Origin of the sequence: Actinoplanes awajinensis subsp. mycoplanecinus (assembly GCF_001509495.1) — a bacterium.
Taxonomy (GTDB): domain Bacteria; phylum Actinomycetota; class Actinomycetes; order Mycobacteriales; family Micromonosporaceae; genus Actinoplanes; species Actinoplanes palleronii.
In genome coordinates this window covers 134,740-148,941 of sequence record NZ_LLZH01000281.1, presented here as the reverse complement: position 1 = coordinate 148,941, position 14,202 = coordinate 134,740, and the positions used below count along the sequence as shown (strand labels likewise).

11 protein-coding genes and 1 riboswitch are annotated in these 14,202 nt (G+C 72.3%); of the genes, 4 read left to right on the top strand and 7 right to left on the bottom strand.

Translation table 11 applies throughout. From position 1 onward, the window contains the following. Positions 1-4: 4 nt before the first annotated feature. The 3 genes from ADL15_RS29235 to ADL15_RS29225 all read right to left on the bottom strand — a co-directional run bounded on the left by ADL15_RS29235 (position 5) and on the right by ADL15_RS29225 (position 4,127). Positions 5-2,704, bottom strand: coding sequence for a helix-turn-helix transcriptional regulator (locus tag ADL15_RS29235; RefSeq protein ID WP_067697897.1), 2,700 nt, complete (start codon positions 2,702-2,704; stop codon positions 5-7). Between the two features lie 257 nt (positions 2,705-2,961). After that, the gene (locus ADL15_RS29230; protein ID WP_067697895.1) at positions 2,962-3,570 is read right to left on the bottom strand and encodes a VOC family protein; all 609 of its coding nucleotides are present in this window, start codon (positions 3,568-3,570) and stop codon (positions 2,962-2,964) included. A gap of 98 nt (positions 3,571-3,668) precedes the next feature. Further along, positions 3,669-4,127 (bottom strand): DUF6174 domain-containing protein, encoded by a 459-nt coding sequence (locus ADL15_RS29225; protein WP_157441676.1) that lies wholly within the window; start codon positions 4,125-4,127, stop codon positions 3,669-3,671. A gap of 241 nt (positions 4,128-4,368) precedes the next feature. Then, positions 4,369-4,574: riboswitch (cyclic di-AMP (ydaO/yuaA leader) on the top strand. A 43-nt stretch (positions 4,575-4,617) separates the two neighbouring features. Between ADL15_RS29225 and ADL15_RS29220 the strand changes: the two genes are divergently transcribed. Beyond that, on the top strand, positions 4,618-5,118 hold the full coding sequence (locus ADL15_RS29220; protein WP_232344454.1) for a LysM peptidoglycan-binding domain-containing protein: 501 nt from the start codon (positions 4,618-4,620) through the stop codon (positions 5,116-5,118). Between the two features lie 7 nt (positions 5,119-5,125). On the opposite strand, the gene ADL15_RS29215 is transcribed toward ADL15_RS29220, so the two are convergent. Then, positions 5,126-6,247 (bottom strand): hypothetical protein, encoded by a 1,122-nt coding sequence (locus ADL15_RS29215; protein WP_067697889.1) that lies wholly within the window; start codon positions 6,245-6,247, stop codon positions 5,126-5,128. 189 nt (positions 6,248-6,436) lie between these two features. Between ADL15_RS29215 and ADL15_RS29210 the strand changes: the two genes are divergently transcribed. After that, positions 6,437-9,232 (top strand): GH92 family glycosyl hydrolase, encoded by a 2,796-nt coding sequence (locus ADL15_RS29210; RefSeq protein WP_232344452.1) that lies wholly within the window; start codon positions 6,437-6,439, stop codon positions 9,230-9,232. A 499-nt stretch (positions 9,233-9,731) separates the two neighbouring features. Here ADL15_RS29210 and ADL15_RS29205 read toward each other — a convergent pair whose 3' ends face one another. Continuing rightward, the gene (locus ADL15_RS29205) at positions 9,732-10,499 is read right to left on the bottom strand and encodes a class F sortase (RefSeq protein WP_083971879.1); all 768 of its coding nucleotides are present in this window, start codon (positions 10,497-10,499) and stop codon (positions 9,732-9,734) included. Between the two features lie 9 nt (positions 10,500-10,508). Beyond that, on the bottom strand, positions 10,509-11,297 hold the full coding sequence (locus ADL15_RS29200; protein WP_067697885.1) for an LPXTG cell wall anchor domain-containing protein: 789 nt from the start codon (positions 11,295-11,297) through the stop codon (positions 10,509-10,511). A gap of 210 nt (positions 11,298-11,507) precedes the next feature. Here ADL15_RS29200 and ADL15_RS29195 point away from each other — a divergent pair, with 210 nt between their 5' ends. Next, complete coding sequence (locus tag ADL15_RS29195; RefSeq protein WP_083971877.1) at positions 11,508-12,758, top strand: GDSL-type esterase/lipase family protein; 1,251 nt, start codon at positions 11,508-11,510, stop codon at positions 12,756-12,758. Positions 12,759-13,091: 333 nt separating this feature from the next. Further along, positions 13,092-13,886, top strand: coding sequence for an NYN domain-containing protein (locus ADL15_RS29190; protein ID WP_067697883.1), 795 nt, complete (start codon positions 13,092-13,094; stop codon positions 13,884-13,886). Positions 13,887-13,896: 10 nt separating this feature from the next. Here the strand turns inward: ADL15_RS29190 and ADL15_RS29185 are convergent, their stop codons facing one another. After that, the gene (locus ADL15_RS29185; protein ID WP_157441675.1) at positions 13,897-14,172 is read right to left on the bottom strand and encodes a hypothetical protein; all 276 of its coding nucleotides are present in this window, start codon (positions 14,170-14,172) and stop codon (positions 13,897-13,899) included. Positions 14,173-14,202 lie beyond the last annotated feature (30 nt).

Sequence of the window (14,202 nt, the reverse complement as noted above, 5' to 3'; positions counted from 1 at the left end):
GGCATCAACGGACGACGGCCGCCGCCAGCTCCTTGCGGGACGTGATGCCCAGCTTCGGGAAGATCTTGCGAAGGTGCCATTCGACGGTCCGGGGGCTCAGGAACAGCACCGCGCCGATCTCCGGATTGGTCCGGCCCGCCGCGGCCAGCCGGGCGATCTGCGACTCCTGCGCGGTCATCTCGGCGGTCGTACCGGCCACCCGCTTGCGTACCGTCTCGCCGGTCGCGGTCAGTTCCCGGCCGGCCCGCTCGGCGAAACCCTCGGCACCCATCGCGCGGAACGCCTCGTACGCCGGGCGCAGCTGCTCCCGGGCCTCCGCGCGCCGGTTCGCGCGGCGCAGCCATTCGCCGTACAGCAGCCGGGCCCGCGCCTCCGGCAGCCGCAACCGGCTCGCCGCGAACTGCTCGACCGCCTCCCGGTAGTCCGCCTCGGCGTCGTCGACCAACGCGTCGGCCAGCGCCCGCGCGCCCCGCGCCCACGGCGTCCCGCCCGCCGTGCGGGCCCGCGCCACCAGCTGGTCCCGGGCCTGCGCCGCGATCTCCCCCGCCCCGGAGCGCACCGCCGCCTCGACCAGCTCGCCGAGTGTCCACTGCAGCACCGCGAGATCCTCGTACGACGCGGCCTCCCGCGCGGCGGCCAGCGCCGCCGCGTAGTCGCCGTGCCCGTTGTGCAGCACCGCGTTGCTGTACCCGGCCACCCCGAGCAGCCAGCCGACCCCGCCGGACGACGCGTCCCGGGTCAGCCCGCCGATCAGCGCCGGCGCCTCGCCGTCACCGCGGAACGCCGCCAGGATGCTCGCGGCGGCCGGATGCGGCGCCGGGCCGGTGACCCGGGCCAGCGCGGTCGCCTCGTCGATCAGCTCGGCGGCCTCGTCGAACCGCCCCGCGTAGATCAGCGCGGTGGACCGGAAACTCAGCGCGCCCGGCAGCCGGGACAGCGCCCCGGCCGCCCGGGCGACCGCGACCGCCTGCTGGGTGCGCTCCAGGAACGCCGCGTCGTCCCACACCTCGGTGACCAGCATCCCGGTCAGCCAGAGCAGGTCCAGCTCGCTGTCCGGCGGCACCGCGTCCAGGGCGAGCCGGAACGCCGGCCCGGCAACCGCGTGGCCCCTCCGGCTCCACGTGATCAGCGCGGCCAGCAACCGGCCCGCCGGTTCGTCGCCGGCCGGCCCGTCGGCCGCGGCGTCCACGGCCCGGCGCAGGTCGTCGCCGCCCAGCCGCCCGGCGTTGATCGCGGCGCCGACCGCCGACAGGTACGTCTCCCGGGCCGCCACCGGATCCAGCTCCTCGAGCCGGCGGGCGGCCGCCAGCAGCGGCGGCACCTCGCGCCCGGCGGTGAGCACGAACGCCACCCGGGCCCGCAGCCGTTCCACCCCGGCCTGCCGCACCGGGTCGGGCGGTCCCAGCTCGACCGCGGCGAGAAGCTCCGGCACCGCGGCCGCGGCACCCGAGGCGAGCCGGGCCCGCGCAGCCGCCAGGGTCCGGTCGGCGCGCGGACCGGGCGCCGGGGTGAGCGCGGCGGCCCGTTCCAGGAACGCCGCGGCGGCGGCCCGGCCACCCCGGGCCAGGGCCCGCCCGGCCGAGCTCGCCAGGTCCCCGGCGACCGCCTCGTCGGCGCCGAACGCGGCGTACCCACGATGCCAGGCGCGCCGGTCCGGGTCCCGATCGGCGTCGGTCACCTCGGCCAGCGCACGGTGCACGGCACGCAACTCCGCCGGCTCGGCGCCGCGCCAGGCCGCCGACCGGACCAGCGGATGCCGGAACCGCACCCGGGCGCCGATCTCGACAAGTCCGGCCGCCTCGGCGGCGGCCGCCGCGTCCGGGCTGATCCCGAGGTGATCGGCGGCCGCCCAGAGCAGCGGCACGTCACCGACCGGTTCGACCGCGGCGGCCAGCAGCAGGGTGCGGCTCGCCGCGGGCAGGGCCACGATCCGCCGCGCGAACTCCGCCTCGACCCGGCCCGCGACGGAACCGGTGGCCGGGATGCCGTAACCGAACGCCGGATCCGCCTCCCGGGACAGCTCCAGCAGCGCGAGCGGGTTGCCCCGGGTCTCGGCCACGATCCGGTCCCGGACCCGGGCGTCGAGCAGACCGGGCAGCACGGTCGCCAGCAGCGCCCGGGCGTCGGCCTCGGGCAGCCCGTCGACCTGCAGCTCGGGCAGCCCGGTGAGCAGTGCGTCGCCGGCCGGGGTACGGGCCGCGAAGACCAGCGCGACGGATTCGGCGTCCAGCCGGCGCGCCACGAACGTCAGGATCACCTCGGACATCCGGTCCAGCCACTGCGCGTCGTCGACGACCACGACCAGCGGCCGGTCGACGGCCGCCTCGGCGAGCAGCCCGAGCACGGCCAGCCCGATCACCAACGCCTCCGGCGGCGGCCCGGCACTGAGCCCGAACGCGGTCGACAACGCGGCCCGCTGCGGCTCCGGCAGCCGGTCCAGACGGGTCAGCAGCGGCGCGCAGAGCTGCTGCACCGCGGAGTAGGCCAATTCGGTCTCCGGCTCGACCCCGGCGGTGCGCACCACCTGGGCCGCCGTGGCGTGCCCGGCCAGGTGGTCGAGCAGCGCGGACTTGCCGGCCCCGGCTTCTCCGCGCAGCACCAGCACCCGGCTCTGCCCGCCCCGCACGTCCCGCAGCAGCCGATCCAGCCGCTCCGTCTCCCGGCCCCGCCCCAGCAGCCCGCCCGTCTCCACAGCCCTCGGCACGGCGAAAGCCTACCCAGCCCGCTCCCGACCGCTTCCGGTCAAACCCCTATTCGGTACGCCTACGGAGCGCCCGCCCGCAGGCTACGAGCCGAGTCCCGCCCGTGAGGCCACGCGAGACCGTGGCCACTCCCGGCCGCAGCGCGACTCCCGGCCCCGGCTGGCTTCCAGGGGTGCCTCCGCGCTGCGGAGGCACCCCTGGGGACCAGCCGAGCCCCGCCGGCGCGCGGCGGTCCGGGGCGGTCACGGTCTCGCGGGGGTCAGGAGGTGAGGCCGGCGGCGGTGGCCATGTGGGCGGCGTACCAGGTGGGCCAGGCCTCGTCGTGGACGCCGTGCAGGGTTTCGGCCTCGTAGACGCCGTGGGCGGTGGCGGCGTCGCGGAGGGCCTGTTCCAGGGCGGCCGCCGAGTCGTAGACGACGTGGTCGACCCGGCCGGGCAGGCGGCGGGTGACCTCCTGCAGGGTGAACAGGTTGCCGTCCGGGTCGGTGAAGGTGAGGAACGAGCCGTAGGTCTGGCGCTCCGGATGCGGGCCGGCCAGCCGGGCCTCGGCGCCGGCGTGGTGGAAGACGCCGCCCGCGTCGTGGAAGATCTCGCTGGGCGCCGCGCCGCGTTCGGTCAGCTCCTTGTGTGCCGCCTCGATGTCGTCGACGACCAGGTGCACGCCGTGGTCCGAGCCGGGGGCGGCGTCGGTGACCCGGCTGCCGATGATGATCGAGGCGGCCGAGCCGGGCGGGGTGAAGTGCACCACGCGGAAGCCCTCCGGGCCGGTGTAGTCGACGTCCTCGCGCCAGCCGAGCCCCCGGTAGAACGCCTGGGACCGATCCACGTCGGCGACGGGCAGGACGACGATCTCGAGCTTGAAATCCATGACGGCTCTCCCTACGGATTCTGTGGTGCCTTCACCATCGCGCGCCGGGCCGCCCCGCGGAACCAGGGACAGTCACTGGCCGGCACCCGGGCCCCGGGTCAGCGCGACGCGACCGGGGCGGACGGCAGCGGCTGGATGTCGGTGATGTCGTAGCACTCCTCGTCGTCGATGGCGTTCGGACGGTGGTCGATCGACACGTGGGCGGGGCGGCCGGCCGCGTCGGTGGTGAACTCGACCACCGCGTCCGGTTCCGCCGACTCGACCTGCTCGACGATGTACTTCAGGGTCGGGAACGACGCGAGCGGCACCTGCACGGTCGACTCCGGGTCGGCGGGTTCCGCCGAGACCACGACGTCGCGGTCACGGACCACGATGCGGAAAGTACCGATCACGGCGCGTTCGCCACAGCTCGCCGTGACGACGTACGAGTAATGGTCGGGCAGAGTGCCGGCGACCGCGCGGACGGTCGTACCGGAGGGGGTGCTCGAACACCCGGAAAGGGTGAGGGCGGCGGTGACGGTGAGCAGCGCGGCCCGGCGCGGCCGGAGATCGGTCATGTGGTGTTCGACGCACGGTGACCGGCGCCGGTTCCGCGCCTTCTGCCGGAGCTGCGGCATAACGACAGGAGGGACGGAACCTCGGGTGTCGGAAATGCCTGTCATTCCAGGTCACGAACAAGATCAAATCGGTCCAATACCGTGAAGAACGTCACTATTAGGTACGTAAAACTTGGTCGATGCCCGTCCGGTGTGGTTACCGTCGGTCGTCCCGCGATGGCGGGCACTGTGGACGGACCGCCGAGTCCTGCCGCCGATCCACAGACACGAAGAGATGGCAGGAGCGGGGGAACCACGTTTTCCGGCGCGCACCGCGCACGGTTCGGGAGTCGGCCGGCTTCCGAAACGGGTGACAGGGGGCGCGTCTTGGGGTGAAGCCGCATAGGACGGCCGGGCCACTCTGCCCGAACCCGACAGCTCACCTCGTAGGCGTGGAGGAATTTCCATGTCTCGGATCGGTAGACGAACGCGCCTTGCTGCCCTCAGCCTGGTGACCGCCGGCGTGACCGGAGCGGGCCTCTTGCTCGCACCGGCAGCTCCGGCCCTGGCCGCCAGCGTCAACTGGGACGTGGTCGCCAAGTGCGAGTCCGGCGGCAGGTGGCACATCAACACCGGGAACGGGTACTACGGCGGTCTGCAGTTCGACCGCGGCACGTGGAAGGCGAACGGCGGGGCCAGGTACGCCTCGACCGCCGACAAGGCCACCAAGGCCGAACAGATCAAGATCGCCAACAAGCTGTACGCGAAGCGCGGCCTGAGCCCGTGGCCGGTGTGCGGCAAGAAGGCCGGCGTCTACAAGAAGGCGACCGCCAAGCCCGCGAAGAAGGCCAAGGCGAGCGGCAAGACCTACGTGATCAAGTCTGGTGACACGCTCGCCAAGATCGCCAAGCGCTATCACGTCAAGGGAGGCTGGCGGGCGCTCTACGCGCTCAACAAGGACCGGCTGAGCAGCCCGAGCCGGATCTTCCCCGGTCAGCGCATCCGGCTCTGACCTCCGCTCACGCCAGCCAGCCCCGCAGGGTCTGCACGGTGTGCGGATCGAGCGGGAAGGTGACCCGGTCGTAGCGGTCCCAGCGCTCGAGGGACCAGTAGTTGCGCTCCTGACGCACGGTCACCTGGACGTTCGTGGCGGCGCCGTGCCACACGGCGCCGCTCGCGGACACCCCGTAGCGGCCGCGCTGGAACATGCCGACCTTGGTGAGAGCGGCACAGGCCGGGCAGCGGCCGTCCGGGGTGGCCACGCAGTCGCCGCAGACCGTGCCCTGGCACAGGCGGCACGGGCGGACCGCCTCGGAGCAGAGCCGGCAGGTCGGGTTCAGGCAGTGCGTGCACCAGTCGAGGGCGCCGGTGAGGTGGTGGTTGCGGCAGGCGTGCAGCGCGCTGAGCGGCGCGCCGGTGGTCTCGTCGGTGACGTACCCCTGGGTCTTGCCCGGCGCCACGTCGTAGACCAGCGGCAGCTCGAAGCCGTCCGGCAGCCGCCAGGTCTCGGCGATCCGCAGCCCGACCGCGATCCGGACCGCGTCGGCGGGTTTGCGGCGCAGCCGGCGCACCAGCTCCGCGGTCAGCTCCTCGGGCAGGTCGAGCGGCGCGGCCGGTGACTGCGCCGCGAGGGTGGTGACCGAGCCGCGGATCATCGCGGGCGGGATCTCCTCGCCCGGCGGGTGCTCGACGACACGCGGGACGACGAGCTGCTGGATCCGTTCGGCGCCCTGGACCTGGACGCCGACGAAGTCGTCCCGGCGGGTCAGCGCGGTGACCTCGGCGAGCCGGCCGGGCGCCAGCAGGGTGGCGCCGACCAGGCCGCGGTTCATGTCGTCGGGTGACTTGCTCAAGCCGTGCCAGACCGGCCGGCCGGCGTCGTGCCGGACACCGAGCTGGGCGTGGCCGCCGACCCGGACCAGGGCCGCTTCCCAGACGCCGAGGCGGGCGTAGGCGACGATCTCCGGCTGCGGCTGCCAGTCGCCGGCGGCCCAGCTGCCCCGGTTGCCCGGGTCCTGCCACTCCGAGACGATCTCCTCGCGCTTGTCCGAGGCGTCGTCAGGGGCGCGGTCGACGATGCCACGACCGTCGATCCCGATCACCGCGCCCGGGACGCTGTCGTCGAGGACCAGCCAGTTCACCGTGTTCTTACCTCTCCCCGTCGTGACCTCGATGGTAGTCGGCCGGGCACAGCGGCCACCCGGGCCGTGACCCGCGCGCCAACTGTCTGATGTTTTTTCGACATGCGCCGGTCCTCTGCGGACAGTTAGATCGACGAAATGATTAGCTTTCCGTCCAGAAGAGCGTGGCTGGCGGGGATCCTCGCGCCGGTGCTGTCGACGGTGGCGCTGGCCGCACCCGCGACCGCGGCGCCGGCGCTCGCCCCGTTCGACGCGGTGAACCAGTTCATCGGCACCGAGCTGGACACCACGCAGAACAAGAGCAACGACGCGTACGGCAACACGTTCCCCGGCGCGGCCGTCCCGTTCGGGATGGTGCAGCCCAGCCCCACCACGTACAAGCCGGGCAACGCCGGGGTCGGCGAGAAGGGCGGGTACGAGTACACCGCGAGCCTGATCCGGGGCTTCGGGATGACCCGGCACTCCGGCACCGGGTGCACCGGACGGTTCGGTGGCTACGAGTTCCCCACCATCCCGTACGCCGGTGACTCCCTGCCGGTGAACCCGGCCACCGACGTCAAGGGGTACTACCTGAGCTTCAGCCACGCGAACGAGGTGGCCCAGCCCGGGTACTACAAGGTGGCGCTGGACAACGGGGTGACCACCGAGCTGACCGCGACCACGCGCACCGCGGTGAGCCGGTACGCGTTCGCGGGCGCGGCCACCCTGCTGCTCGACGTGTCCGGGCAGAACAACCGGTCGTTCGGCAGCGAGATCACCATCGACCCGGCGAGCCGGACGGTCTCCGGGTGGATGTACGGCACCGACGTGTGCGACGTCGGGAACCTGTACAAGGCGTACTTCTCCACGACGTACGACCAGCCGTTCAGCTCCTACGGGACGTGGAACGACGCCGAGATGGTCACCGGGAGCACCCACGCGGAAAAGAGCGGCACCGACACCGGCGTGGACTTCCGGCACGACACCGGCGGGTGGCTCACGTTCGCACCGGGGACGACGGTGACCGCGAAGACCGGGCTGAGCTACGTCAGCGTGGCCGGTGCGGCGGCCAACCGTGATCGGGAGACGGGCGGGAAGAGCTTCACCGACGTACGAAAGCAAGCGAAACGGTCCTGGCAGGAAGCGCTCGGGACCGTGACAGCGGCCGGCGGCGACGACGCGCAGCGGACGTCGTTCTACACCGCGCTCTATCACGCGTTCCTGCACCCGAACGTCCGCGAGGACGTCACCGGCGAGTACCTCGGTTATGACGACGAGGTGCACACCGTGGCGCGCGGGCGGCACTTCTACCGCGACATCAACTTCGCCGGGTCGGGCTGGGACATGTACCGCAGCCAGGCGCAGCTGATCGCGCTGACCTTCCCGCGGGTGGCCGACGACATCAACCAGTCGATCGTGGCGCTGGTCCAGCAGACCGGCAGGTGGGCGCCCGGCGCGGCCCGGATGCAGGGCGACAACCTGCAGGTCATCCTGGCGACCCTGGACGACATGGGCGCGACCGGTTATGACCGGCAGGCCGCGCTGGCCTCGATGGTCGCCACCCAGCGGCTGCCGGCCACCACGACCACGCGCAGCGACGGGTATCAGTACTTCGCCACCGGCATGATCGAGAACCGCAAGGGTGACTTCGCGACGTCGCGGGTCCTGGAGTACTCGGTCGACGACTTCGCGATCGCGGAGCTGGCCGGGCGGCTCGGCTCGGTGGCGGCGCGCGACTTCTTCATGGGGCGCGCGCAGAACTGGATGAACGTCTTCGACCCGGTGACCGGGCACCTGCGGCCCCGGGAGCGGACCGGTTTTGATCGCTCGTTCGACCTGCGGACGCGCGACGACGGCAGCGGGCGCGGGCAGTTCAACCAGTCCACCGGATATCAGTACGGGTGGATGGTCCCGCACAACCTGGCCACGCTGATCGCCAAGCGGGGCGGTGTCGCGGCGGCCACCGCGCAGCTGGACACGCTGATGGCGCAGTTGGACGCGGGCGCGTACACGCAGACCGGGAACTACCTGTCCAACCAGCCGGCGTTCACCACGCCGTGGGTCTACAACTGGCTGCAAGCGCCGGCCCGGACCGCCGACACGCTCCGGCGGGTGGTGTCGGAAATGTACGACACGACGCCGTCCGGGCTGCCGGGCAACGACGACCAGGGGTCGCTGAGCGCCTGGTACGTCTTCGCGCAGCTGGGCGTGTATCCGGCGATCTACGGGACCGGCGACCTGGTGATCTCCGGCCCGATGTTCTCGAAAGTCACGATCGACCCGGTCGGCGGTCGTCCCGTCAAGATCACGACCTCGGGCGCAGGACGTTATGTCAGCTCGCTGAAGGTCGACGGGGTGCGGCAGACCGCGAGCTGGGTGGACGCGTCGTTCGCGCGGCGCGGTGGCACGCTCGCCTTCACCATGTCGGACACGCCCGGCACGTGGGGCACCGCGGCCGCGGACGTGCCGCCGTCCTACACCGCCGGCGCGGACGCCCGCAACAGCGTCGGCACCACGCCGGACGGTCAGGGGAACCTCGGTTCGCTCGACCTGAGCGACTGGTCCCTGCCCCGCTCCGCGTTGCCCGCGCCCGGCGCCGCGATCGCCGGCTTCACCTGGCCCTCGGCCGCGCCCGGCACGCCGGACAACTGGATCCCGCACGGCCAGCGGGTCGACCTGCCGGATGCCGCCGCGACCAGCGTGTCCTTCCTCGGACTGGCCACCAACGGGCCGGCCACGGGTGTCGCCACGGTCCAGTACACGGACGGTTCTTCCCAGCAGGTGAACGTCACCTTCGGTGACTGGGCGGCGGGAGCGGTGGGCGGCAACGTCGAGGTTCTCTCGGTGCCGGCCCGCAACAACGCCAACGGTACGAGTGCAGCCGGCACGTTCCGGGTGTTCTCGGCGTCGGTGGCGGTCGACGCGGCGCGGACGGTGGACGCGGTGCTGCTGCCGGAGGGCACCGACAAGGGCATCATGCACGTGTTCGACGTGGCGGCATCATGAGCGCAAGGGCGCGGCGGGGCGGCGCGAGCACGCAACCGGCAACGGCAGGGCGGTAGGAGCACGCAACCGGCATTGGCGGGGCGGTAGGAGCACGCGAACGGTGGGGTTCGGGGGGCGGTGGCGGCACGCGATCGGGTTATGCGGACGTTTGCAGCCCACCTGGGGGCGACAGGAGCACGCAGTCGTCGATTGCGTGCTCGCACCGCCCCGCCGCCGGCTTGAAATGGCCGGGCCGAGCCGTTGGCTGCCAGGCTGAAAACGACCAGGACGACAACGGTCCGGCCGCTCCGCCCGCTGCCGGGTTGAAAGACCCGGGCGAAAACGGCTGCGCCGCACTGCCGTCTGCCAGCCGAAACGGCCAGCCACCGGGCTGAGAACGATCAGGGGAAAACGGTCAAGGCCGGGCGATGCCGCCGCATCGCCCGGCCCTGACCTCCCGTCCCGTGGATCTCCCGGATCCCGGCGGGGGATCAACACGGGGACGGGTGGTTCCGGTGGGTCACGCGGGGTGGGCCATCGCCAGGTCCGCGTAGACGACGATGTTGTCCTCGTAGTGGCCGGCGGCGCTGTCGAAGTCGCCGCCGCAGGTGATCAGGCGCAGGCCGGCGCGGTTGATCGCGCCGTAGACCGCGTCGGTCGGGAACCGGTCCTTGGCGTAGCGGTCGACCTTGACGACGCGGAACATCGCCATGCTGCCGTCCGCGCGGTCCACGTTGATCGAGTCGCCGGCCTTCAGGTCGGTGAGCTTGTTGAACGTGCCCGGCTTGTTCTTGAAGTCGACGTGCCCGGCGAGCACCGCCGGGCCGAGGGCGCCAGGCGTGGGCGCCCGGGTGTACCAGCCGACGGTCTTGGCGTCCGTCGGGACCTGCATCGCACCGTCGGCCTGCAGTCCGAGACCGGTCAGCGGCACGTCGACGTCGAGGGCCGGGATGACCACCCGGGTGGGCACCGACGTGCTCATCAGCGGGCCGACGGTCAGGGTGCCACCGGCGGCGGTCGAGGTGGCGGCGGCACCGGCGGACGGCGCGGTGCCCGCGGGGGTCACGGCACCCTCCGGCGGGGCCGCGCCGACGACCGACGCGGCGAGCGGTGGCTGGTGCGGCTGCTCCCGCGCGCCGGTGACCAGGGCGGTGATCCCGACCGCGGCGAGCACCAGGACCGCCGCCGGGAGCGCATAACGCCCCCAGCGACTGCCGGCCTTCGTCGCCGCCGGTGCGGGGTGGTCAGCGCCGGCCACGGCCGGCTCGGTTCCCTCGGCGTCGGTCATCGGACCGGCTCAGCTCTGGCCGGTGAGGCGGCGGCGGGCCAGGAAGACGCCGGCCGCGCCGAGCAGGGCGACCCCGCCGAGCGCGTACATGGGGGTGGAGTCGTGGCGGGTGCTGCCGTCACCGGTGGCGACGCCGCCGACCGGCACCGAGCCGACCGCCGCGCCGGCCACCATGCCGCAGACCGCCGGGTCGGTGACCTCCTCCGGGATGCCCTTCAGGCCGGCCGCCTTGGCCAGCGTGGACTCGCCGAGGCCGGCCAGGTCGTACTTGCCGTTCTTGTTCGCGTCGATGCCGTGCTCGACCACGTGCAGGTCCTTGAGGTGCGTGATCGTGCCCGCGGGCAGCTCGGCGCCCGGGATGGTGCGGTCGTAGGAGAGGTTGCCCTTGGCGTCGGCCGTCGGCATCCGGTCGACGGCCAGGCCGCTCTTCGGGGTGGTGTCGCCCTTGGTGGTCAGCGAGACGAAGATGTCGCCGTAGTCCGGCATGCCCTCCTCGGTGCTGACGTAGCCGTTGCCGTCCTTGTCGGCCGACATGTCCGGGCAGTGGAAGTCCATGCCCTCGGTGGAGCCGTGCAGGTGCTGGGCGTGCGGCGCGTTCGGGACCAGGCCGGTCGACCGGATGCTGATCTTCAGGTCCCCGTTGGACAGCGCGGTCAGGGTCGCGGCGCCGGACGCGCCGGAGTGGTTCAGGGCGTCGAGCTTGACGTGGACGCTCTCGTCGGCGAACGCGGCGCTCGGCACGGCGAACAGGATCGCGGCGGCGGCGGGCACGGCGAGCAGGGTGCGGGCGAGTTTCACGGGCGGGCTCCAGACGAGGGGGGTTCGACTTTCTTGATCACCATGGATTCGGAGCGGTCGCTCGAGCGGATTGGTGCGAGCCTCCGTCCGATCGCCGTGGAGCCCGCCGGACGTGCCGAATGCCATGAATCTCTGGTGTTGACAGCCCGCACACAAGGTCGAATGTGAGGATGTTCCGCGAAGCGCGGACGAAGTGAACACGGGGGTTTCATGCGGTCGATTCCTGCTGCCTGGGTGGCCGGTAGCACGATCTTGCTGCTCACCGCATGCAACACGGCACCGCCGTACGCGTCCGGAGCCTCGGCACCGCCCTCGGCGGGCGCCTCGCCGTCGGCGCCGGCCGGACCGGCCTGGGTGGCGACCTGGGGTGTGGCGATGACCGACGGCGGGCAGGCGTTCGCCAAGCAGACGCTGCGGCAGATCGTGCACACCAGCGTCGGCGGGGACGGCGCCCGGCTGAAGATCTCCAACGCGTTCGGGACGCAGCCGCTGGTCCTCGGCGGGGTGCGGATCGCCCAGCGGGTGAAGGACGCGGCCATCGACCCGGTCACCGACACCGCGGTGACCTTCGGCGGGAAGACCACGGTGACGCTCGCACCGGGCGCCTCGGTGGTCAGCGACCGGGCGGAGTTCGCCGTCGCGGCCGACACCGATCTCGCGGTCAGCGTCTACCTCCCGGCCGCGACCGGCGAGACGACCCGGCATCCGCTCGGGACGCAGACCAACTTCATCGGTACGGGTGACCAGGCCGCCGCGACCACGATCAGCGGCGCCACCGCGGTGAGCAGCTACTTCTTCCTGACCGCCCTGGACGTGGTGAACCAGGAGGCGGCCGGCACCGTCGTGGCGTTCGGCGCGTCGATCACCGACGGGCGGGGCTCCACGCCCGGGGCCAACCTGCGCTGGCCGGACCTGCTCGCCGACCGGCTGCGGGCCTCCGGCCGTACGTTCGGTGTGGTCAACACCGGGATCAGCGGCAACCGGCTGACCAAGAACGGCAAGGACGGCCGCGGCGAGAGCGCGCCGAAACGCTTCCAGCGCGACGTGCTGGACCGCACCGGGGTGGCGTGGGTGCTCATCTCCGACGACCCGCTGAACGACCTGGGCAGCCGCAAGCCGGTCACCAGCGACCAGATCATCGCGGTGCTGAAGCAGCTGATCGCCCGCGCGCACGCGGCGGACATCCGGGTGATCTGCTCGACGCTGACGCCGTTCGAGCGCGCGGGGTACTGGTCGGCCCGGGGTGAGCAGGGGCGGACCGCCTACAACGCGTTCGTGCGCAGCCCGGAGAGCGGCTGCGACCAGGTACTCGCCCAGGACACCGCGACCCAGGACCCGGCCGACCCGACCCGGTTCTTGGCGGTGAACGACTCCGGCGACCACCTGCACCCTGGCGACAAGGGTATGCAGGCGATCGCCGGAGCTGTCGACCTCGACTGGTTCGGCCCGGCCACCAGGTGACCGGCGGCGCTCTCGGGTCGATGCGCCGACGGCTGGGCTAGCAGCCGGAACCAGGAAGTACGACGTTGGAGCAAGTCTTGAGGTGCAGGAATGCGCTTTCCGAGCCAACCTACGGCAACAATTTAGAAACGTCAATGCACTAAAACGAGGGCCGCCGGGACCACCGGATCCGGCCCGGCGGGGCGTCGCGGCCCGGTGCGGGCCGGGCGTCGCGTGGAGGCCCGGGAGCGGGCCGCTGCTTCTGTGACGGCCGCCAGGTCGTACCGAAAGGGTCTGCGGCAGTGATCTGTCGCGGTCTGATGGGTAGTGTCGGACCCGGTGGCGGGAGGGCCGATGAGTATCAGCAGCAACGAGATCGCCCGGTTGGCGGTGCTGGTCGACGCGGACAACGCGCAGCCGGCCATCGTCGAAGGGCTGCTCGCGGAGGTCGCGAAATACGGCACCGCGCACGTCAAGCGGGCCTACGGCGACTGGACCGGGACGAACCTGCGCGGCTGGAAGGAACATCTGCTGGCCTACAGCATCCAGCCGATCCAGCAGTTCGCGTACACGACCGGCAAGAACGCGACCGACGCGGCGATGGTCATCGATGCCATGGATCTGCTGTACTCCGGGCGGCTCGACGGTTTCTGCATCGTGTCCAGCGACAGCGACTTCACCCGGCTGGCCGCGCGGATCCGGGAGTCCGGGCTGACCGTGTACGGCTTCGGTGAACGCAAGACGCCGAAACCGTTCGTGGCGGCCTGCGACAAGTTCATCTACACCGAGAACCTGGCCGTGCACCACAGCCCGATCGAGCCGGCCGACACACCCGCCGCTCCGCGTCCGCCACTGCCCGCCGCACAATTGAAATCGGACAGCGCGCTCGTCAACAAGCTGCGCAACGCGGTCGAGGCGGCGTCCGACGACGACGGCTGGGCGGCGCTCGCGGCCGTCGGGCACATCCTGACCAAGCAGAGCCCCGACTTCGACGCTCGCAACTGGGGTTACACCAAGCTCAGCGATCTGCTGCTGACCACCGGGCTGTTCGAGTCGGAACGGCGGCCCACCGAGCGCGGCAAGACCTCGGTGATCTACGTCCGGGACCGGCGCCGGCGCTCCGAGCGCAAGGCGGCCGAGCCGCTCTGACGCCGGCGCGTCACTCCAGGTCGAGCTGCAGGTGGCCGGGCAGCCGGTAGCCGTGCGCGTCCAGGTGACAGGCGGACCGGACCCGGGTGGTCCGGCCGGTCGGCAGGGTGACCAGCGAGCCCGGCGGGACGTCGGCGTCCGGCGGGCAGAACACGATCGTCCGGCGGTGGTCGACCACGCACGGGCCGACCAGGGTGGGTTCGGCGAACCGGTCGCCGTGCCGGGCCGAGACCCGCACGGTGGTCGGCGCCGAGGTGTGCAGCAACGCGAATTCCAGCCAGGTCATGGTCATCTCATGCCCCGTCCGGGAACCGTC

Bases quoted from the DNA above. Each gene is read 5' to 3' on its own strand.
- ADL15_RS29230 (WP_067697895.1), bottom strand. From the start codon at position 3,570: ATGGATTTCAAGCTCGAGATCGTCGTCCTGCCCGTCGCCGACGTGGAT.
- ADL15_RS29225 (WP_157441676.1), bottom strand. From the start codon at position 4,127: ATGACCGATCTCCGGCCGCGCCGGGCCGCGCTGCTCACCGTCACCGCC.
- ADL15_RS29205 (WP_083971879.1), bottom strand. From the start codon at position 10,499: ATGACCGACGCCGAGGGAACCGAGCCGGCCGTGGCCGGCGCTGACCAC.
- ADL15_RS29195 (WP_083971877.1), top strand. From the start codon at position 11,508: ATGCGGTCGATTCCTGCTGCCTGGGTGGCCGGTAGCACGATCTTGCTG.
- ADL15_RS29190 (WP_067697883.1), top strand. From the start codon at position 13,092: ATGAGTATCAGCAGCAACGAGATCGCCCGGTTGGCGGTGCTGGTCGAC.
- ADL15_RS29185 (WP_157441675.1), bottom strand. From the start codon at position 14,172: ATGACCTGGCTGGAATTCGCGTTGCTGCACACCTCGGCGCCGACCACC.